Origin of the sequence: Collimonas sp. PA-H2 (assembly GCF_002564105.1) — a bacterium.
In the GTDB taxonomy this organism is placed as follows: Bacteria; Pseudomonadota; Gammaproteobacteria; order Burkholderiales; family Burkholderiaceae_D; genus Collimonas.
This window is the reverse complement of record NZ_PDBX01000001.1, coordinates 1153655-1173407: the sequence shown is the minus strand read 5'-3', so window position 1 is coordinate 1173407 and position 19753 is coordinate 1153655. Positions and strand designations below refer to the sequence as shown.

Genomic DNA, 19753 nt, shown 5'->3' with positions numbered 1-19753 from the left:
TCTTGAAGAGAGATAACATGACAAAATTAGCGGCCAACCTGACCATGCTGTTCACCGAGCTGCCGTTCCTGGAACGCTTCGATGCTGCAGCCAAGGCCGGGTTCAAGGGAGTCGAATTCCTGTTCCCGTATGCCTTCCGCGCCGAACAGATCGCCGACAAGCTGGCCACCAACGGCCTGGAACTGGTCTTGCACAATCTGCCGGCAGGCAACTGGGAAGCCGGCGAGCGCGGTATCGCTTGCCATCCGGACCGCGTCAGCGAATTCCAGCAAGGCGTCGACGACGCGATCCGCTATGCCAAGGTGCTGAACGTCAAGCAACTGAACTGCCTGGTCGGTATCGTGCCGGTCGGCGTCAGCAGCGAGCTGGCGCAGGCTACCGTGGTCAGCAACCTGAAATTTGCCGCCGAAAAATTGCAGGCAGCGGGTATCCGTTTGCTGATCGAGCCGATCAACAGCTTCGACATCCCCGGCTTCTTCCTGACCGGCACGAAACAGGCGCTGGACCTGATCAAGGCAACCGGTTCCAGCAATCTGTTCGTGCAGTACGACATCTATCACATGCAAAGAATGGAAGGCGAGCTGGCCAACACGATCAAGGCCAACCTGGCGCAGATCAAGCATGTGCAGCTCGCGGACAATCCGGGCCGTTTCGAGCCGGGTACAGGCGAAATCAATTATCACTTTCTGTTCAAGTTCCTGGAAGAGATCGGCTACGACGGCTGGATCGGCTGCGAGTACAAGCCGAAGGCCGGCACGGTAGAAGGTCTCGGCTGGCGCGCAGCGCACGGCCTGTAAATTCCGCGAACAACTCTTTTAAATAATTACGGAGAAATATCATGGCAAAAGTTGGCTTTATCGGACTCGGCATCATGGGCGCCCCTATGGCGGAAAACCTGCAGCGCGGCGGTCACAAGCTGTATCTGCATGACCAGAAGAATCCACCGGCAGCATTGATCGATGGCGGCGCCACGGTCTGTACTTCCGGCGCCGAAGTCGCCAAGCGCGCTGACATCATCATCGTCATGGTGCCGGACACCCCGCACGTGGAAGCCGTCCTGTTCGGCGAAAAAGGCGTGGCCGAAGGCCTGACAGCCGGCAAGACCGTGATCGACATGAGTTCGATTTCGCCGATCGCCACCAAAGGCTTCGCCAAGAAGATCAATGCTCTGGGTTGCGAATACCTGGATGCGCCGGTCTCCGGCGGCGAAGTCGGCGCCAAGGCCGCTTCGCTGACCATCATGGTGGGCGGCTCGGAAGGCGCGTTCAACGACGTCAAGCCTCTGTTTGAACTGATGGGCAAGAACATCACGCTGGTCGGCGGCAACGGCGACGGCCAGACTACCAAGGTAGCCAACCAGATCATCGTCGCGCTGAACATCCAGGCGGTTGCAGAAGCGCTGTTGTTTGCATCCAAGGCCGGCGCCGATCCTGCCCGTGTACGGCAGGCGCTGATGGGCGGCTTTGCTGCTTCGCGTATCCTGGAAGTGCATGGCGAGCGCATGGTCAAGCGTACTTTCAATCCGGGCTTCCGCATCGAACTGCACCAGAAGGACCTGAACCTGGCCTTGCAAGGCGCCAAGGCGCTGGGCGTATCGCTGCCGAACACGGCAGCGGTGCAAGAACTGATGAACTCCTGCGCAGCCAACGGCTTGAGCGGGCTCGATCACTCGGCGCTGTGCCGCGCGGTCGAAATCATGTCCAACCACGAAATCGCCAAGGTGTAATATATATCGCGTAGGTGGGCACACTGTGCCCACGCGTGAACTATCAAAGTCTGCATGTTTTATTCGTACGGCGTGGGCACGGTGTGCCCATCCTACGGTTGCAGATGCAGCACAAGAATAAATACAAGAATTTTCAGAGACACCCGCTTCATAGATCAAGGCATAACAGCATGACTACCCTCAAGCCCCGCCAGCTCCTCCTCGATATGTACCAGGCCGCGGTCGACGCCGTCAGCGCCGCCAAATGCCTGCCGGAATACCTGGCCAAGATCCAGGCGCCGTCCGGCCAAGGCCGCACACTGGTGATCGGCGCCGGCAAAGGCGCGGCAGCGATGGCCAAGACAGTGGAAGAGCATTGGCAAGGCGAACTGTCCGGGCTGGTGGTGACGCGCTATGAGCACGGCGCCGACTGCAAGCGCATCGAGGTAGTGGAAGCGTCGCATCCGGTGCCGGATGAAGCCGGCCGCAAGGCTGCCGCGCGCATGCTGGACATGGTGCAAGGTTTGACTGCCGACGATCTGGTGATTTGCCTGATTTCGGGCGGCGGCTCGGCCTTGCTGGCGCTACCGGCGGCTGGTATTACGCTGGAGCAGAAACAAGCGATCAACAAGGCGCTGCTGAGAAGCGGCGCCACCATTTTTGAAATGAATTGCGTGCGCAAGCACCTGTCTGCGATCAAGGGCGGCCGGCTGGCGCTGGCCTGCGCGCCGGCGCGGGTGGTGACGCTGATGATTTCCGATATCCCGGGCGACGATCCGGGCATCATCGCCAGCGGCCCGACCCTGGCCGATCCGACCACTTGCGCCGACGCCCTGGCGGTGCTGCGCAAATACAATATTGAAACGCCCGACGCTATTCTCAAGCACCTGGAATCCGGCGCCGGCGAAAGCGCCAAGCCGGGCGATCCGCGCCTGGAACGCAATCAGCACTATGTGATCGCGACCGCCCAGGATGCGCTGGATGCGGCAGCGGCCACCGTGGTTGCGGCCGGACTGACGCCCTACATCCTGTCCGACGAGATGGAAGGCGAGGCACGCGATATCGGCCTGGCGCATGCAGCGCTGGCGCGCCAGATCGCCCGCCGCGGGCAGCCGTTCAGCAAGCCATGCGTAGTGATTTCCGGCGGTGAAACCACCGTCACCGTGCGCGGCAAGGGCCGCGGCGGCCGCAATGCCGAATTCCTGCTGAGCTTGGCCATCGCGCTCGACGGCTTTCCGGATATCCACGCGATTGCCTGCGATACCGACGGCATCGACGGCTCCGAAGACAACGCCGGCGCCATCTACCAGCCGGATTCGATGCGCAAGGCGGCGGAACTGGGATTGCGTCCGCGCGCCATGCTCGACAACAACGACGGCTATGGCTTCTTCAGCGCGCTGGGCGACCTGGTGGTCAGCGGGCCGACGCGCACCAACGTCAACGATTTCCGCGCCATCGTGATTCTCTAAGAAATTGCTCTTCAGTTTTCTTCAGATGAAGAATCGCAATACATAGTCATCCCCGCGGACGCGGTCGCCTAGGCGGGGAATCCAAGTTACGTACAAACAATGGATTCCCGCGTTCGCGGGAATGACGTCCCGTAGTTTGTCTGATTCATTGCTTGATTTTTAAAGAAACTAAATATGCGCCGCCAACGTAAAGCAAAAATCGTCGCCACGCTCGGTCCCGCCAGCGCCGACCAGAGCACCATCCAGGCCTTGTTCGAAGCAGGCGCCGACGTCTTCCGTTTCAATTTCAGCCACGGCAGCCATGCCGACCACCAGCAGCGCTACGAGATCGTCCGCGCGGTGGAAAAAGCGGTCGGCCGGCCGATCGCCATCCTGGCCGACCTGCAAGGTCCGAAACTGCGCATCGGCCAGTTCGCCGACGGCAAGATCGAACTGCACGCCGGCCAGGAATTCACGCTGGACCGCGACACCACGCCAGGCAGCAGCCAGCGCGTCTGCCTGCCGCATCCGGAACTGTTTGCAGTGATCGCCGGCGGCCAGGCTCTGCTGCTGGATGACGGCAAGGTGCGGCTGGAAGTACAGTCCTGCGACGGCCAGTCTATCCGCACCCGGGTGGTCAACAGCGGTACTTTGTCGGACCGCAAAGGCGTCAACGTGCCGGATGCGGTGCTGCCGATCCCGGCGCTGACTGAGAAAGACAAGCGCGACCTGAAATTTGCGCTGGAACTGGGCGTCGACTGGATTGCATTGTCCTTCGTGCAGCGGCCGGAAGACGTGCTGGAAGCGCGCGCCCTGATCGGCGACCGCGCCAGCATCCTGTCGAAGCTGGAAAAGCCGGCGGCGCTGGAACAGCTGGACGCCATCGTGCAAGTTTCGGACGCCATCATGGTGGCGCGCGGCGACCTCGGCGTGGAACTGCCGCCGGAGCGCGTGCCGGGTGTGCAAAAGCGCATCTTGCGCGTCTGCCGCCAGCACGGCAAGCCGATCGTGATCGCCACCCAGATGCTGGAATCGATGATCACCTCGCCGGTGCCGACCCGCGCCGAAGCGTCCGACGTCGCCAGCGCCATCTATGATGGCGCCGATGCGGTGATGCTGTCGGCCGAATCGGCCAGCGGCGCTTATCCGCTGCCGGCCGTCTCCATCATGGACCGCATCATCACCGAAGTCGAGCGCGATCCGCTGTACCAGAACATGCTGGATGCGCAGCACGAAACGCCGTTGCCGAACCGCGGCGACGCCATCTGTTCGGCGCTGCGCGATGTGACCCGCATCATCGGCGCCAAGGTCACCGTGACTTACACCAGTTCCGGCCACACCAGTCTGCGTGCTGCGCGTGAACGGCCGATGGCGCCTATCCTCAGCATCACGCCGAAGCTGGCCACCGCGCGCCGGCTGGCGCTGGTATGGGGCGTGCATTCCACCATCAGCGAGCAGGTGCACAACGAAAGCGAAATGGTGACTGCCGCTTGCCAGACCGCCTTCAAGGAAGGCTTCGCCAAAGTTGGCGACCAGATCGCGATCACCGCCGGTATGCCGTTCGGCCAGCCGGGCAGCACTAATCTGTTGCGTCTGGCGGAAATCTGGGCGCAGTAAATGCTGTCAGTCATGTGCCTGGGGAAAATCCAGCTTGATTGACGCAGCAGTCGGATTAATGTTTCGAGATTGAAATAGCCGCCGAAAAATATCCCCCGCACGCAAGTGTTGGGGATATTTTTCATTGCAGGTAATGCATTTATACCGGCTCTTGTTCCGGATTATCGCAGACCAGCTGGAACGATGGCATCAGTTCCGACAGCTGCAATCCAAAGCGCGCGTCCAGTTTTTTTGCGCGATGGAGCATTACCGGCCTGAAGGCTGGCATGACGCTGCCTTTGACAAAGAAGGCGATGCAGTTGTGGCTGTCGCTGGTGCGGCACCACCATATGCGCCAGTCGGAGGCGGTCAGCGCCTGGGCGATGGCGTGCACCAGGAAATCCGGACGGTCCCATAAATTGGAGACCAGGATGCCTCCAGCGCTAAGGTTGCGCAGGCAAGCCGCATAGAAGCTACTGGTGCTGAGTGCTTCGGCCGGACCGTCGGCGGAAAAACCGTCCAGCATGATGATGTCCGCGGTATTCCCTTGCAGTGCCTGCATGTAGGCGGCGGCGTCGGCATGGATCACCCGGAAGCGCGCGTCGTCGGGGGGAATCATGAACTCGTCGCGCAAGGCGATCACTTCTGCGCTCAGTTCCAGCACGGTGATGCGGGCGCCGGGTAGGTGGCGATAGCAATATTTGGCGAGCGAGCCGCCGCCCAGGCCGACCAGCAAGATGTGTTTGGGAGCAGCCTGAAACAGCATGAAACCCATCATCGCCCGGGTGTAGCTCAGCAACAATTTGTCGGGCGCCGCAATCGACATCGCGCTTTGTACGTACTTATGGTCGAAATGCAGCGTACGCATGTCGCCATGGTCGAAGACAAAGGGTTGTCCGCCGCTTTTTTCGAGCAATTGTTCAAAGGAGCAGGGTACGTTCATGATGCGTAATAGTGAGCCGGTCGCTGCGTCAGTTGCAATAGGCCGGGCGCTCAAGCGAACGTCGCGGCCAGCTTATCGTTCCTGCGTTGCTGCATAATGTTTTGTGCAGTCAGGCGCAGCATCAGCGCATGACGCGGCGGCAGATCTTTCAACTGTCTTAGCAAGCTTTGTTCCGCGGTGTCGAGCCGCTCTCCTTTGCATGCGAACACGATCCGGTTGCCGGATTCCGTGGCATCGACAGCAATCGCCGCGCCGTCAAAGCTGCGTTGAATGCGATCCAGATACAGGTCCGTATCGTTACTGTTGCCGAGCAGGTTGACCACCATCATACCGTCCTGCGCCAGCGACTGGTAACAGTCGTCATAGAATCCCTGGCTGCATAGCTGGGGCGGCTGCCCGGAGCGGTCAAATCCGTCCACCAGCAGGACGTCGTAGTCGTTCTCAGCGTCGCGCACCAGTTGGCAGCCATCCAGGCAGACAATCTGCAGTCTGTGGTCGTCCTGGGGTATCTCGAAATGTTTTCTCAGGGCGATCACTTCCGGGTTGTTCTCGGCCACCACGATGACGGACTGCGGCAGGTGGCGATAACAATACTTCACCAGCGAGCCGCCGCCCAGACCTACCATGGCGATCTTCTTCGGCGCATCGTTGAAGAGTAGAAAGCCCATCATCGTGATGGTGTAGCCCAGCAGCAATTCGTCCGGTTCACTCAGGTACATCTCGCTCTGTACCGCGCTGCTGTCGAACAGCAGCGAAATCGAGTGTGTGTTCTTATAAATGACAGGACGGCCGTCGGCGGAAAATTTAGCGAGGTCGAAAATATTGTCTAGAAACATGGTCGTCTTTTCAATGGCTTCAGGTAAAGCCGGGTGTCAAACCAGCACATGGCGCGTCTGCGTGAAATAACGGTAGATCCGCTCTTCTATCAGCGGATCGATCATCGCCGCAGGCCGCTTGCCATTCGGGCAGGCAAGCCTGGGCGTGGTGCCGAACAGCCGGCAGACCAGCGGACGCTCGTCATACACTTGGCAGCCGTCGGCGCCCAGATGCGGACAGCTCAGCGCTGCCAGCGCGGCATCTTGCTCCTGCGCGCTCTTGCGCGGCAGCCTTGCCATCTCTTCGGTTGAGGCCAGCACCGGTCCGCAGCAGTCATGGCAGCCTGGCACGCAGGTAAATGCCGGGATCCGCTGGCGGAAGAACTTGACTATGTGTACATTGTTTTTCATTATAATGCCATTATCATGAAATGATCATATCACACCCATTCGACGCAATTTGAAAGCTATTGCCGAGACGCCAGCTTACCAGTGGCGGATAGCGGTTGCAGGCAGCCTCATCCTGATAGCGATGCTGGTGGTGGGCAAGCAAGATTTTTGTCGCCTTGTAGTGCACGCTGGCGCGTTCCTGGCATCCTGAAAGCAGGGCTGTGCCGGGTTCGTTGGCGCAGAGGGCGGAGTTGCCGGTTTTGCAGGAAGGATATACGGCGCGCAGAAGCGCAAGGTGTTGCCGCCCACGGCTGTGAGCGGCGGCTGTGCATCTACTTGTTATTTGGCTTGGGTGTCCTGGCGACGGCTTTGGTCGGGTAATCGACATGATGGCGCTCCAGATATTCGCGGATCATTTGCCGTATCACCTGCGATGGCGTCAAGTCTTGCGCAAGGCACAGCTCGTCAAACGCTTTCTTCTTCACGGGATCAATCAGGATGGTTAGTCGCGCAGTTTTTGATTCCATGGGATGGGCAGGCTTTTATGATAATGAGATTATCATTATACACATCGGAAAGCATGCAATCTGAGGCCGGTAGCCGGCCTGCGCGGATCGTCCGGGACAGAAAATATGCGAAATCTGCGAAAAAAGGCGGTTCAGTATCACGATACTGAACCGCCTCTTGCATTCAAACCCATGCAGGGGACTGTCAGGCGGCAAATCCGCCATCGATGGTGAGGCTGGCGCCGGTAATGTAAGCCGCTTCCGGGCTGGCCAGGTAAGCCACGAAGCCGGCGATTTCCTCATCCGTGCCATAACGGCCGAGCGGCATGATTGACTTCAGCGTGGCGGCGAATTCGCTGCCGGCCGGATTCATGTCGGTGTCGACCGGGCCCGGCTGCACATTGTTGATGGTGATGCCGCGCGGACCGAGGTCGCGCGCCAAGCCGCGCGTCAGGCCGACCAGCGCCGACTTGCTCATGGCGTAGGGGCCGCCGCCGGCAAACGGCACACGGTCGGCATTGGTGCTGCCGATGTTGATGATGCGGCCGCCGTCGCCCATGTGGCGCGCTGCTTCCTGGCTGGCGATGAAGACGCTGCGCACATTGATCGCCAGCGTGCGGTCGAAATCCTCCAGGCTGAACTCGGCCAGCGGCGCAATCGCCAGCACGCCAGCGTTGTTCACCAGGATGTCGAGCCTGCCGAAAGTACTGACAGTCTTGCCGATAGCCGCCTTGATCTGTTCGGCATCGGCGCTGTCGGCCTTGATTGCCAATGCTCGTCCGCCGGCTGCTTCGATGTCCTTGACCACATGCGCGGCCCGTTCCGGCGAGCTGACATAGCTGAAGGCGACGGCGGCGCCATTTTTTGCCAGGCGCCTGGCGATGGCGGCGCCGATGCCGCGTGAACCGCCTTGGATGAAGGCAACTTTGTTATCGAGTACGGCGTTTGCTTGATTGATCGTCATGATGATTCTCCTGTTGGTGACGCTGCCGGCCGAAGTGACAGGGAGCGGGTTGACAGGCACAGTATCGGACGATCATTATGTCGTTACTAGTCATCAATCGGCATAATCAATTAATACCAAAGGTTTAAAATGGAAACCATGATCGGCATGCAATGCTTCGTCCGCAGCGCCGAAGCCGGCAGCTTTTCCGAGGCGGCGCGGCGGCTTGGCATGACTTCGGCGGCGGTTGGCAAGAACGTCGCCAGGCTGGAAGCGGGGCTGGGCGTGCGGCTGTTCCAGCGCAGCACGCGCAGCCTGACCTTGACCGAGGCTGGCGAAAGTTTTTTGCATGAGATCAAGGACAGCCTGCTGGCTATCCAGGCCGCGGTCGACAATCTGGCCAGCGCCGGCGGCCAGCCGGCCGGCATGCTCAAGGTCAGCATGGGCACTGGCTTCGGCCGCGCCTACATGGTGCCGCTGCTGGCGCCTTTCCTGGCGAAGTATCCCGGCATCTCGCCCGACTGGCATTTCGATAACCGCCAGGTAGATTTGATCGCGCAAGGCTTCGACGCTGCCCTCGGCGGCGGTTTCGAACTGCCGCCCGGCGTGGTGGCGCGCGTACTGGCCCCGGCGCACCGGGTGCTGGTAGCGGCGCCCGGCTATTTCAACGACAGGAAGGCGCCGGCGTCGCCGGCCGAGCTGGATGCCTTCGATGGCATTTTCATCCGTTCGCCGCAAACCGGACGGGTGCGCCCCTGGCCTCTGCGCAACCGCGCCAACCAGCAAGCGCCGGTGACGCTGCGCACGCGCATGACCATGAGCGACCCGGAAGCGGCTTGCGAGAGCGCGCAGATGGGACTGGGCATCGCCCTGGTCAGCATGCCGAACGCCTTGCCCTTCCTGCGTGCGAAAAGCCTGGTGCGCGTGCTGCCGGACTGGTATGTCGACGGCGGCACTTTGTCGCTCTACTTTGCGGCACAAAAACTGCTGCCGGCCAAGACCCGGGTGTTCGTCGATTATGTGGTGGAGCATTTCCGCCAGGAGCGCCTGGCAGAGCAGTTTTCAGCGATTTGAAAACGCCTGATGCAAAAGAAAATGGCCACGGATTGCGCCGTGGCCATGGTCCTTACTTACTGCTGGCAAATGCTGATCAGCGCGCCGCTTCCGCCAGCGATAAAGCCAGCTTGTTATGCCGTTCCAGCACATTGCCGAGATCGACCGTGGTGAACTGGCCGTTGCGCACCACCACCCGGCCGTTGATGATGCTGTAGGCGACATCCGCCGGCGTGCAGAACACCAGCGCCGCCACCGGATCATGCCAGCCGCCGGCAAAGCCGACCTTGTTCAGATCGAACAGCACCAGATCAGCCGACATGCCTGGCTTCAAGGCGCCGATGTCGTCGCGGTTGAGTACCTTGGCGCCGCCCAGCGTCGCCAGTTCCAGCGCCTGGCGTGCGGTCATGGCGTCGGGGCCGAAGCCGACCCGCTGCAGCAGCATCGCTTGCCGCACTTCGCCCAGCATGTGGGCGCCGTCGTTCGAAGCCGAACCGTCGACGCCGATGCCGACAGCGACGCCGGCGTCGACCATCTTGCGGATCGGTGCGATGCCGGAGGCCAGCCGCATGTTGGAGCAGGGGCAGTGGGCGATGCCGGTGCCGGTGCGGGCGAACATGTAGATGCCGTCGTCGTCCAGCTGTACGCAGTGCGCATGCCAGACGTCGTGCCCGACCCAGCCGCAATCCTCCGCATACTCGGCCGGCGTCATGTTGAATTTTTCGCGGCTGTAGGCGATGTCGTTGACGTTTTCCGCCAGGTGGGTATGCAGCGAGACGCCATGATGACGCGCCAGGTTGGCCGATTCGCGCATCAGGTCGCGCGATACCGAAAACGGCGAGCAGGGCGCCACCACGATGCGCTGCATCGCATGGCGGCTGCTGTCGTGATAGGTTTCGATCAGGCGCTGGGTATCTTGCAGGATCGCCTTTTCATCTTCCACTACACGGTCCGGCGGCAGGCCGCCTTTCGACTGGCCGACGCTCATCGAACCGCGCGCGGCGTGGAAGCGCATGCCGATCTGCTGCGCGGCTTCGATGCTGTGATCGAGCTTGCAGCCGTTCGGATAGATGTACAGATGGTCGCTGCTGGTGGTGCAGCCGGACATGATCAGCTCCGCCATCGCGGTCAGGGTCGAGACCTGGATCATCTCCGGCGTCAGGTTGGCCCAGATCGGATACAGGTTGGTCAGCCAGTTGAACAGCTCGCCGTTCTGCGCTGCCGGGATCACGCGGGTCAGGCTCTGGTACATATGGTGATGGGTATTCACCAGGCCCGGGATCACAACATGATTGCCGGCGTCGATGACTTCGTCGGCAGTCTGCGGCAGCTCGGCGCTGGCGCCGACCTGTTCGATCACGTTATCGCGGATGAAGACCGCGCCGCCGGCAATTTCACGGCGCGCATCGTCCATGGTGACGACCACGCGCGCATTTTTTATCAATAGAGTTTTAGACATGAGAAATTAACTAACCGAAAGCGCTGGTTCAAGACTTTGGTTTGAAGTGACGCAGGAAATCCAGCAAGATTTGCGCCGATACTTCGGCATCGTCCGCAGTCATTGTTTCCAATGGGTTGTGACTGATGCCACCGTTGCCGCAACGCGTGAAAAGCATGGCGACATCAGTTATTTTAGCGATGGTCATGGCGTCATGGCCAGCGCCGGAAGCGAGTTTGAACGGTTTCACGCCAGCCCGTTCGGTAGCCGCAGACAGTTGTTCCATCAGCCATGGTGCGCACGGAGCTGCCGGCGCCGAGACCATTTTCTCGACATTGGCTTCGACGCAGCGGCGCGCGCAGACTGCCTCGATATGGCGCAATACATCTTCCACCGCGGCGTCGCGGATGCCGTCGTCGGCAGCGCGGATATCCAGCGAGAATATGCAGGCGCCAGGGATTACATTGGTCGAACCGTTAGGCACCTGCAGCTGGCCGACAGTGCCGACCAGGGAGGCCTGCTGGTCCTGCGCGCAGCGCTGTTCCACATACAGCAGGATTTCAGCGGCGGCGGTGGCGGCATCCTTGCGCATCGCCATCGGCGTGGTGCCGGAATGGCTGGCGACGCCTTTCAGCTGCACCATGTAGCGGCAGCTGCCGGCGATCGAGGTGACGATGCCGACCGGCAGGTCGCGCTGCAGCAGCACCGGCCCTTGCTCGATATGCACTTCGACATAGCCCAGCAGATCCGCCGGGTTGCGCGCGATGGCAGAGATTGCCGCAGGGTCGTGCCCGGCCTGCAGCAGGGCGTCGCGCATGCTGACGCCGTCGCGGTCGAGATTGTTCAGCAGCTCCAGGTTGAACTGGCCGATGATGGCATTGCTGCCCAGGAAAGTGCTCTTGAAGCGCACCCCTTCCTCTTCCGAGAAGGCGACGATTTCAAAATGGAAGGGCAGTTTTTCGCCGCGCTCGTGCAGATGCTTGACGATGGCGATCGGCAGCAGGATGCCTTCGCGGCCATCGTACTTGCCGCCGTTGCGCACGGTGTCGTAGTGGGAGCCGGTCATCAGCGTCTTCGCCGACGCATTATCCGACAGGTAGCGTCCGACCACGTTGCCGACCGCGTCGATCTCGGCCTGCATGCCGGCTTCGCGCATCCAGCCGGCGATCTGGACGGCTGTGCGGCGATGGCTGTCGGTCATGTAGGCGCAGGTGAGGCCAGTCTCGTCATCGCTCCAGGCGCCGATCTGTTCAGCCCATTGCATGATGGTTTTTCCGAGTTGCGGCGTGTAGCCGAGCAGGTCGTTGCTGCGCATTTCTGCGATGCGGCCAATCTGGCGCAGGGCTTCTCCCAGTTCGTCGTCGAACTGGTTCTTCAGGCGCCGGCTGAAAGTGGCGATGATGGCCTGGCGTGACAAGCCCTGGCCGTCGGCGCCCTTGACCGCAAGAATGAACGGAAAGCCGAATTTGTTGTTGTAGTCGGCATTCAGTTTTTGCAGGGTGGCGAACTCTTCAGGACTGCAATTGTTGAGGCCGGCCTTGGCTTGCTCGCCAGTCGATTCGATAGTCAGCTCGCCGGAAATGGCTGCCTTGCCGGCCAGCTCCGGGTGGGCACGGATCAGGCCCAGCTGTTCCTCCCGGGTGGCTTTGCTGACGACAGCCTGCATGGCCTGTTTCAACGCGGTAATGTTGGCAAATGGCCGTTGCGCGGCGGCCCGTTCCGGGATCCACGGCGAATGCTCGTAGACGCCATGCAGCGTTGACACGAAGGTTGTTACATCGTTGCTATTCAGTTGTTCTAAAGTTGTCATTTGTGTCATTGGCGGGTCCGACCCGCTTCATCCTTGGTTAAATCGCTTCTGTTTCAAATACGGGTTGGACCCACATCTACTTCAATTTACTTCAAAAAAACGGTTTTAGTGATCAGAGCTTTGTGCCGCCGCCAATGCGTGCGAGCGGCTGTCTTCGTCGGAGCCCTTGCCGTTGAAAAACAGATTCAACAGGACCGCCATGCTGGACGCCAGCAAAATGCCGCTGTGCAGGATGGTCGACATGAAAACCGGCATCTTGTCGAAAAAAGTCGGCGCCACGATAGGGATCATGCCGGCGCCGAAACTGACGGCGACGATGAACAGGTTATTGCGGTTGTGCTGGAAATCGACTTTCGACAAGATCTTGATGCCGGTTGCCGCCACCATGCCGAACATGACGATGCCGGCCCCGCCCAGCACGAATTGCGGAATAGAGGCAGCCACGTGCGCCATCTTGGGGAACAGGCCGAACAACATCAAGATCACGCCGGCCGCGGCGCAAACGTAGCGGCTGCGCACGCCGGTGACGCCGACCAGGCCGACGTTCTGCGAGAACGAGGTGTAGGGAAAGGTGTTGAAGATGCCGCCGATCACGCTGCCCAGGCCGTCGACGCGCAAGCCGCGCGCCAGGGTCTTGTCGTCGATTTTCTTGCCGACGATTTCACCCAGGGCAATGAACATCCCGGTCGATTCGATCATGGTCACTATCATCACCAGGCACATGCTGACGATCGATCCGAGGTCGAATTTCGGCCAGCCGTAGTGAAACGGACGGATAAAGGAAAACCATTCCGCATCGCCCAGGCCGTAGAAGCTGATCTTGCCCATCGCCATGGCGATGACGAAACCGATGATCATACCGCTCAGTACCGAGATGTTGGCGATAAAGCCTTTGACGTATTTGGTGATCAGCAAGATCGAAATCAGCACTACCAGCGCAATGCCGAGACTGGTCGGTGAACCGTAGTCGGGATTGGGGATTTTGGTGAAAACGCCATCGACCAGGGTGCCGATCACCGGCTGGCCGCCAGCCGCCCAGTTGATGCCGACGCCCATCAGCGAAATGCCGATGACGCTGATCACGGTGCCGGTCACCACAGGCGGGAAGAAGCGCATCAGGCGGCTCATGTAGGGCGCCGCAAAGACGCAGAAGATGCCGGATACAATCACCGCGCCATAGATGTGCACGATGGTCAGTTGCGGATTGCCGGCCATGGCCACCATCGGGCCGACGGCGGCGAAGGTGACGCCCATCATGACCGGCATCTTGATGCCGAACTTCCACAAGCCAAGGCTCTGGATCAAGGTCACCAGGCCGCAGCAGAACAGGTCGGCGCTGATCAGGAATGCAATGTCGCTTTTTGCCAGGTTGAGTGCGCCGCCTATGATCAGCGGCACGGCGATCGCGCCGGCGTACATCACCAGCACGTGCTGCATGCCGAGTGCTGCGAGCTTACCTACGGGAAGTCTTTCATCTACCGGATCTGTGCTGCTGGTCATCGTGTGTCTCCTAAGTACTATTTATAGTTAGTGCTTGCGGCGACATCAATCCGGCGTTTGGTATTCCTGCCCGCCCGGCCTGCTGCGCCACAGCCTTCACAAGTCACCTGATGCTGGAACTGGGCTCGTGCTGTCCGATACTACTTTGCCCAGCTCCTCACGATATATAGCTTGCCTGATAGTTGATTTAGGTATTTGGATATATGCTTAAAACCCGTTGTCGTAGAGAACTACATTGCTTTTTTACTTCGCCAGCATGCTCTTGGCAGCAATCCCGATCTGCTCGCGCAGCCATTTGTGCTCGGTGGCCTGGTGCACTCTTTCATGCCACAGTTGGTAAAAACGCATGGGCGGAAACTTGATCGGCAGGGTGAAGCTTTTCAGCGACAGCGTCTTTTCATAGAAGCGGGCGAACTGGCGACCGGTGGTCAGCACCAGGTCGGTCTGCGCCACCATGTAGGGCAGCATGCCGAAGTAGGCCGATTCCACCACCACGTTGCGGTTCAGGTTCTGGCTGTCGAGGAAAGAATCGATGATGCCGTGGTAGCCGGGCAACACCTGCCACGGCGCCACATGCGGCAGCGACAGGTAGTCTTCCACCGTCATCTGGTCCGGCCCGGTGCGCTTGGCGTAGGCGCTGTCGGCCCGCATCAGGCAGACGATGGGGTCGTCGAACAGCTTGGACAGGTGCAAATGGGCCGGCGGTTCGTCCCAGTTGGCGATCACCAGGTCGAGGTCGCCGTCGGACAGCAGCCTGACGTAGTCGGTTTCCGGCCCCAGGGCGTGGATCACGATGCGGCTCTTGGGCGATTCGCGGCGCAGGCGCGCCACCACTTCCAGGAAGAACGGCGTATTCATGTAATCCGGGGCTGCGATATGGAAAGTTCGCGCCTCGGCCTGGGGCACGAAGGCGGTCTTTTGCACGAACAGGCGTTCGGTCTCTTCGAGGATGCGCTTGGCCGGCTTCAGCAGGCTTTCGCCGTGCTGGGTCGGCACCATGCCACGGGCGCCGCGCACCAGCAGGGGATCGCCGGTGAGTTCGCGCAGCTTGCGCAGCGAGGCCGAGATCGACGGCTGCGGCTGGTTGAGTTTCAGGGCTACGCGCGAGACGTTCTTCTCGCACAGCAGCAGATACAGGATGCGTATCAGGTGGATATCCAGGTGATCCGGAAGCTTGGCCATGTTGTCTCCTACATTTTATATTTATTGGTTTAGTATTTATATGTACTGTCGGAGTTCATTTTGTTATATGGATATGCGTATGTCAAATATATCTGAATATCCATGTTTTAAAACCCCGTAGCGTTTATCTTGCGTGAATCTGGTGTGCTTTCGCGTTGAGCACAGGCAGGGGAAGATGAAGGATGGGCAGGCAGGTATCTTGCTTATCGGATCATGTTGGCCGTAGCGGAGCTGAGTTGTTAAAAAAGTTCGCGGCCGTGTTGGAGGACGTACCTCTTTCGTTTGCAGAGCCCGCGGTGGCAGACGAGTAATAATCGTTGGGGAAGACATGGATGCATTGTTAGTTTCATACGGAGTCGAATGGCTCAATCTGCTGGTCCGCTGGCTGCACCTGATCACGGGTATCGCCTGGATCGGCGCATCCTTTTATTTCGTCTGGCTCGACAATTCGATCCGGCCGCCGAAGCCTGGTTCCGACCTGGCCAAGAAGGGCGTCTCCGGCGAGCTGTGGGCGGTCCACGGCGGCGGCTTCTACAATCCGCAAAAATACCTGGTGGCGCCGGCGGAACTGCCGGACGACCTGCACTGGTTCAAATGGGAAGCTTACGCCACCTGGCTGTCGGGCTTCGCCATGCTGTTCATCGTCTATTACTTCAATGCTTCGGCCATGATGATCAACAAGGATGTGGCTGATCTGAATACCTGGCAAGCGATCGGCGTCGGCCTCGGCACGCTGGTGGTCGGCTGGACCGTCTACGACGTGCTGTGCCGTTCGCCGCTGGGCAAGCGCGAAGGCCTGCTCGGTATCGTCATGTATGTGTTCATCGTTGCCGCAGCCTTTGTGCTGACGCATCTGCTGAGCGGCCGCGCCGCCTATATCCATGTCGGCGCCATGATCGGCACCATGATGGTGGGTAACGTGCTGATGGTGATCATTCCGGGGCAACGCAAGCTGGTGGAAGCGATGCGCGTCGGTAAATCGCCGGATCCGATCTACGGCAAGAAAGCCAAGCAACGCAGCGTGCACAACAACTATTTCACGCTGCCGGTGCTGTTCATCATGATCAGCAACCACTACGGCATGACTTACAACCATTCATATAGCTGGCTGATCCTGGCGGCGATTATTGCTGCCGGCGCGTTGATCCGTCACTTCTTCAACCTGCGTCATGCCGGCCGTGTTTCGCTCGGTTACCCGATTGCCGGCGTTGCCTTGCTGTTGGCAGTGGCGATTGCGATTGCACCGAAGCCGGTCCAGCCGGTGGCGCCAGTTGCCAAGGCAGACGTTGCCGTAGCTGCCGGCGGCTCCACTCCGGCAGCCGCCGCCGCTCCGACCGCCGATATGGCGCATATCCAGGAAATCATCGGCCAGCGTTGCGCCACTTGCCACTCGGCGCAGCCGACCCAGCCGGGCTTTGCTACCGCTCCGGCCGGCGTGATGCTGCAGACGGCGGACCAGATCCGGCAACACGCCGACAAGGTCTATCAGCAAGCGGTGCAGCTGAAAGCCATGCCGCTGGCTAACCTGACGCATATCACCGACGAAGAGCGCGCCCTGATCGGCAGCTGGTACACCTCCGGCGCCAAGTAAGTCCGGCGCTGCCGTCCTGAAAGCCGGAAGCCGATTGAGCTGCCATGCTCGATCGGCTTCCGCGCTCGACCTCATTTAAGAAATCTTTGGAGTTCCCATGTCCCAAACCATCACCATCGACGGCTTCAACCTGAGCGCCCAGCAAGTGGTCGACGTCGCCCGCGCGCCGCACTTGCCAGTCACGCTGGCCGCATCCTCGCGCGCTGCATTGAAAGAAAGCCGCGACTACATCGAATCGACCTGGATGCACGACGAAGCGCCGATGATGTACAGCTTCAACACCGGGGTCGGCCTGCTGAAAGACACCCGCATCAAGGTGGAACATATCGAACTGTTCCAGACCCAGCTGATCAAGGCCCATTGCGCCGGCCTGGGCGAACCGTTCTCGGAAGAAGTGAGCCGCGCCACCATGCTGTTGCGCGCCAACGCTTTCGCCAGCAATTACTCGGCGCCGCGGGTTGAAGTGGTGGACCGCCTGCTGGCCTTCCTGAATGCCGGCATCCATCCGATCATGCCGCAAAAAGGCTCGGTCGGCGCCTCCGGCGACCTCGCGCCTTTGTCTTATCTGGCGGCGGCGATCGCCGGCTTCGATGAAGCCGAAGTGATGTACCAGGGCCAGCGCATGAGCGCGCCAGAGGCGATCATCAAGGCCGGTGTCGGCGAGGTCAAGTTCGACCTGAAAGCCAAGGACGCATCGGCCCTGATCAACGGCTGCACCGCTTCATTGGCCGTGGCCGTGCTGGTGGCGCACGATGCGCGCAACCTGCTGAGCGACGCCTGCCTGTCGCTGGGACTGACCCTGGAAGCCATGCGCGCCGAAATGGCGGCTTTCGACCATCGCATCCAGCAAGCCCGTCCGCACGCCGGCCAGATCAAGACCGCCGCCATCATCCGCAAGCTGCTGTCGGGTTCCACCCGCACCACGCATGAAGCGCGCTCGGTGCAGTTTCCGGAAGAATCGCGCCGTACCGACATCCCTTACAGCTCACGCATCCAGGACGTCTACTCGCTGCGCTGCTCGCCGCAAGTCTACGGCCCGGTATTCGATGCGCTGGACTATATCGATAACATCGTCGACAAGGAAATCAATTCCGCCACCGACAATCCGCTGATTTTCGACAAAGAAGGCGGCGGCTTCGAGATCATCTCGGGCGGCAATTTCCACGGCCAGTACCTGGCGCAGGCGATGGACTTGCTGGCGATTGCGATCGCCGATCTGGGCAGCATCTGCGAACGCCGCATCGCCCGCCTGATCGACCCGACCCTGTCGTGGGGCTTGCCACGCAACCTGATGAGCGGCGTGCGCGGCGTCAATACCGGCTATCCGGTGGTGCAATGCTCGATGAGTTCGCTGGTGATGGAAAACCGCACCCTGTGCATGCCGGGCAGCGTCGACAGTATCCCGGCCAAGGGCAACAGCGAAGACCACGTCTCCAATTCGACCTGGTGCGCACGCAAGGCTGCCACCGTGGTGGCCAACACGCAATACATCATCGGCGTCGAAATGCTGCTGGCGGCGCAGGCGCTGACCATGACGGAAGACCTGCTGCCAGGCTTTGTGCTGGGAACGGGCACGCAGGCGGCCTACCAGGAAATCCGCCGCCAGATCCCGGCCTGCCTGGACGGCGACCGCTGGTTCCATAACGATATCGCGGTGGCGCAGTCGTTCGTGGTGAGCGGTTCGGTGCGGAATGCAGTGGTTGAGAAGATCGGCGCATTCGCCTGATCGGGGTAAGGCAGGGCAGGGCGGTCAGCTGATCGCCTTTTGCCTGGTTAAAAAAATGGAGCCGCGATCAAGCGGCTCCATTTTTTATGCCTGCGATATTTATCGGGCCTTTATTCCGACCACAGCTTGCCGGCGGTGGCCCAGTTTTCGCGTTTGACTTCCTGGATGATGATGTCCACCGATTCCGGCCCGCAGTCCAGGGTCTTGCAAGTAACTTCGGTGATGGCATGGACGAAAGCGCGCTTTTGTTCGGCGCTGCGGCCTTCGAAAATTTGCACGTTGAAAGTCGGCATGAAAATTCCTTTCTATAAAATGATCAGTATTGATAGCCGGGGTCGATGGCATCCAGCTGGCGCAGCAGGGCGGGCCATTCCAGCAAGCCTTCCGGGCTGCCGTCGCCGAGAAGCTGGTCGCGCGTCTTGCGGCAGACTTCCTGCGACGGCATGTTCAGCCGGCTGCCGCCGGCATTCACCTTGAGCTGGATTTCGCAAGCTTTGTCCAGCGTATCCATGAGGACGTAGGCTTCGGCCACGGTGCGGCCGCATATCAGGCTGCCGTGGTTGCGCAGCAGCATGGCGGGCAATTGAGCCAGGCGCTCTACCATGCGTTTCTGTTCTGTCGGCGTCAGCGCCAGTCCCTCATAGTCGTGATAGGCAAGCTGTTCATAAAAGCGCAGAGCGTGCTGGGAAATCGGCAGTAAGCCGTCGGCCAGGGCGCTGACCGCCACGGCGTTGACATTGTGCAGATGCATGACGCATACGGCGTCCGGCCTGGCCGCATGGACTGCGCCGTGAATGGCGAAGCCGCTGACATTGACCTGGTGCGGCGAGTCGCCGACTACCTGTCCGCTGGCATCGATCTTGACCAGGTTCGATGCGCACACTTCGTCGAAGCGATGGCCGAACGGATTCAGCAGGAAATGCCCGGGTTCATCCGGCACCGAGGCAGAGATGTGGGTGTAGATCAGGTCGTCCCAATGCTTCAAGGCGCACAGGCGGTAGCAGGCTGCTAAATCCTTGCGTACCTGCCATTCGGCGCTGCTGATGGTGGAGTCTGCCGGCATAGGAATCCAAACGTTAAAACGCGCGCCGATCGGCTAGGCGATCG

Annotated in this window: 18 protein-coding genes; 7 read left to right on the top strand and 11 right to left on the bottom strand. The window is 60.3% G+C overall.

Features of this window, described 5'->3' with window-relative positions; all coding sequences use genetic code 11:
* Positions 1-17 precede the first annotated feature (17 nt).
* From hyi to pyk, 4 genes are all read left to right on the top strand, one after another.
* On the top strand, positions 18-797 hold the full coding sequence (gene hyi, locus BCF11_RS05290) for a hydroxypyruvate isomerase (RefSeq protein WP_098493817.1): 780 nt from the start codon (positions 18-20) through the stop codon (positions 795-797).
* Between the two features lie 41 nt (positions 798-838).
* Positions 839-1726, top strand: a complete 888-nt coding sequence (gene glxR, locus BCF11_RS05285; protein ID WP_098493816.1) for a 2-hydroxy-3-oxopropionate reductase — start codon at positions 839-841, stop codon at positions 1724-1726.
* 170 nt (positions 1727-1896) lie between these two features.
* Complete coding sequence (locus tag BCF11_RS05280) at positions 1897-3174, top strand: glycerate kinase (RefSeq protein WP_098493815.1); 1278 nt, start codon at positions 1897-1899, stop codon at positions 3172-3174.
* A gap of 174 nt (positions 3175-3348) precedes the next feature.
* Positions 3349-4770 carry a pyruvate kinase gene (gene pyk, locus BCF11_RS05275; RefSeq protein ID WP_098493814.1) on the top strand — a complete coding sequence of 474 codons (1422 nt, stop codon included), beginning with the start codon at positions 3349-3351 and terminating at the stop codon, positions 4768-4770.
* 139 nt (positions 4771-4909) lie between these two features.
* On the opposite strand, the gene BCF11_RS05270 is transcribed toward pyk, so the two are convergent.
* From BCF11_RS05270 to BCF11_RS05250, 5 genes are all read right to left on the bottom strand, one after another.
* Complete coding sequence (locus BCF11_RS05270) at positions 4910-5692, bottom strand: transferase spermidine synthase (RefSeq protein WP_233212378.1); 783 nt, start codon at positions 5690-5692, stop codon at positions 4910-4912.
* A 50-nt stretch (positions 5693-5742) separates the two neighbouring features.
* Entirely contained in the window at positions 5743-6528 is a 786-nt protein-coding gene (locus tag BCF11_RS05265; protein ID WP_098493813.1) for a fused MFS/spermidine synthase, read from the bottom strand.
* Positions 6529-6564: 36 nt separating this feature from the next.
* Positions 6565-6918, bottom strand: a complete 354-nt coding sequence (locus tag BCF11_RS05260; protein WP_098493812.1) for a YkgJ family cysteine cluster protein — start codon at positions 6916-6918, stop codon at positions 6565-6567.
* A gap of 311 nt (positions 6919-7229) precedes the next feature.
* Positions 7230-7424: a ribbon-helix-helix protein, CopG family gene (locus BCF11_RS05255; RefSeq protein ID WP_098493811.1), complete on the bottom strand. Its 195-nt coding sequence runs from the start codon at positions 7422-7424 to the stop codon at positions 7230-7232.
* Positions 7425-7608: 184 nt separating this feature from the next.
* Positions 7609-8367, bottom strand: a complete 759-nt coding sequence (locus BCF11_RS05250) for a 3-oxoacyl-ACP reductase family protein (protein WP_098493810.1) — start codon at positions 8365-8367, stop codon at positions 7609-7611.
* Positions 8368-8496: 129 nt separating this feature from the next.
* Between BCF11_RS05250 and BCF11_RS05245 the strand changes: the two genes are divergently transcribed.
* The gene (locus tag BCF11_RS05245) at positions 8497-9420 is read left to right on the top strand and encodes a LysR family transcriptional regulator (RefSeq protein WP_098493809.1); all 924 of its coding nucleotides are present in this window, start codon (positions 8497-8499) and stop codon (positions 9418-9420) included.
* Positions 9421-9496: 76 nt separating this feature from the next.
* Here the strand turns inward: BCF11_RS05245 and BCF11_RS05240 are convergent, their stop codons facing one another.
* The 4 genes from BCF11_RS05240 to BCF11_RS05225 form a co-directional block, all read right to left on the bottom strand.
* Complete coding sequence (locus BCF11_RS05240; RefSeq protein WP_098493808.1) at positions 9497-10858, bottom strand: 8-oxoguanine deaminase; 1362 nt, start codon at positions 10856-10858, stop codon at positions 9497-9499.
* A gap of 28 nt (positions 10859-10886) precedes the next feature.
* On the bottom strand, positions 10887-12647 hold the full coding sequence (locus BCF11_RS05235; RefSeq protein ID WP_098493807.1) for an allantoate amidohydrolase: 1761 nt from the start codon (positions 12645-12647) through the stop codon (positions 10887-10889).
* A 105-nt stretch (positions 12648-12752) separates the two neighbouring features.
* A complete protein-coding gene (locus BCF11_RS05230; protein WP_098493806.1) occupies positions 12753-14147 on the bottom strand; it encodes a nucleobase:cation symporter-2 family protein in 1395 nt (464 codons plus the stop codon).
* A gap of 243 nt (positions 14148-14390) precedes the next feature.
* Complete coding sequence (locus tag BCF11_RS05225) at positions 14391-15329, bottom strand: LysR substrate-binding domain-containing protein (protein WP_098493805.1); 939 nt, start codon at positions 15327-15329, stop codon at positions 14391-14393.
* Positions 15330-15657: 328 nt separating this feature from the next.
* On the opposite strand from BCF11_RS05225, the gene BCF11_RS05220 reads away from it, so the two are divergent.
* A complete protein-coding gene (locus BCF11_RS05220; RefSeq protein ID WP_098493804.1) occupies positions 15658-16920 on the top strand; it encodes a urate hydroxylase PuuD in 1263 nt (420 codons plus the stop codon).
* A 97-nt stretch (positions 16921-17017) separates the two neighbouring features.
* Positions 17018-18646, top strand: a complete 1629-nt coding sequence (gene hutH / locus BCF11_RS05215) for a histidine ammonia-lyase (RefSeq protein ID WP_098493803.1) — start codon at positions 17018-17020, stop codon at positions 18644-18646.
* Positions 18647-18756: 110 nt separating this feature from the next.
* Here the strand turns inward: hutH and BCF11_RS05210 are convergent, their stop codons facing one another.
* Together BCF11_RS05210 and BCF11_RS05205 are read right to left on the bottom strand one after the other, a co-directional pair.
* The gene (locus BCF11_RS05210; RefSeq protein WP_098493802.1) at positions 18757-18939 is read right to left on the bottom strand and encodes a 4-oxalocrotonate tautomerase; all 183 of its coding nucleotides are present in this window, start codon (positions 18937-18939) and stop codon (positions 18757-18759) included.
* 23 nt (positions 18940-18962) lie between these two features.
* Positions 18963-19709, bottom strand: coding sequence for a class II aldolase/adducin family protein (locus tag BCF11_RS05205; RefSeq protein ID WP_098493801.1), 747 nt, complete (start codon positions 19707-19709; stop codon positions 18963-18965).
* Positions 19710-19753: the final 44 nt, after the last annotated feature.

Coding starts and splice junctions, on each gene's coding strand:
- hyi (WP_098493817.1), top strand. CDS start 18: ATGACAAAATTAGCGGCCAACCTGACCATGCTGTTCACCGAGCTGCCG.
- glxR (WP_098493816.1), top strand. CDS start 839: ATGGCAAAAGTTGGCTTTATCGGACTCGGCATCATGGGCGCCCCTATG.
- BCF11_RS05280 (WP_098493815.1), top strand. CDS start 1,897: ATGACTACCCTCAAGCCCCGCCAGCTCCTCCTCGATATGTACCAGGCC.
- pyk (WP_098493814.1), top strand. CDS start 3,349: ATGCGCCGCCAACGTAAAGCAAAAATCGTCGCCACGCTCGGTCCCGCC.
- BCF11_RS05270 (WP_233212378.1), bottom strand. CDS start 5,692: ATGAACGTACCCTGCTCCTTTGAACAATTGCTCGAAAAAAGCGGCGGA.
- BCF11_RS05265 (WP_098493813.1), bottom strand. CDS start 6,528: ATGTTTCTAGACAATATTTTCGACCTCGCTAAATTTTCCGCCGACGGC.
- BCF11_RS05260 (WP_098493812.1), bottom strand. CDS start 6,918: ATGAAAAACAATGTACACATAGTCAAGTTCTTCCGCCAGCGGATCCCG.
- BCF11_RS05255 (WP_098493811.1), bottom strand. CDS start 7,424: ATGGAATCAAAAACTGCGCGACTAACCATCCTGATTGATCCCGTGAAG.
- BCF11_RS05250 (WP_098493810.1), bottom strand. CDS start 8,367: ATGACGATCAATCAAGCAAACGCCGTACTCGATAACAAAGTTGCCTTC.
- BCF11_RS05245 (WP_098493809.1), top strand. CDS start 8,497: ATGGAAACCATGATCGGCATGCAATGCTTCGTCCGCAGCGCCGAAGCC.
- BCF11_RS05240 (WP_098493808.1), bottom strand. CDS start 10,858: ATGTCTAAAACTCTATTGATAAAAAATGCGCGCGTGGTCGTCACCATG.
- BCF11_RS05235 (WP_098493807.1), bottom strand. CDS start 12,647: ATGACAACTTTAGAACAACTGAATAGCAACGATGTAACAACCTTCGTG.
- BCF11_RS05230 (WP_098493806.1), bottom strand. CDS start 14,147: ATGACCAGCAGCACAGATCCGGTAGATGAAAGACTTCCCGTAGGTAAG.
- BCF11_RS05225 (WP_098493805.1), bottom strand. CDS start 15,329: ATGGCCAAGCTTCCGGATCACCTGGATATCCACCTGATACGCATCCTG.
- BCF11_RS05220 (WP_098493804.1), top strand. CDS start 15,658: ATGGATGCATTGTTAGTTTCATACGGAGTCGAATGGCTCAATCTGCTG.
- hutH (WP_098493803.1), top strand. CDS start 17,018: ATGTCCCAAACCATCACCATCGACGGCTTCAACCTGAGCGCCCAGCAA.
- BCF11_RS05210 (WP_098493802.1), bottom strand. CDS start 18,939: ATGCCGACTTTCAACGTGCAAATTTTCGAAGGCCGCAGCGCCGAACAA.
- BCF11_RS05205 (WP_098493801.1), bottom strand. CDS start 19,709: ATGCCGGCAGACTCCACCATCAGCAGCGCCGAATGGCAGGTACGCAAG.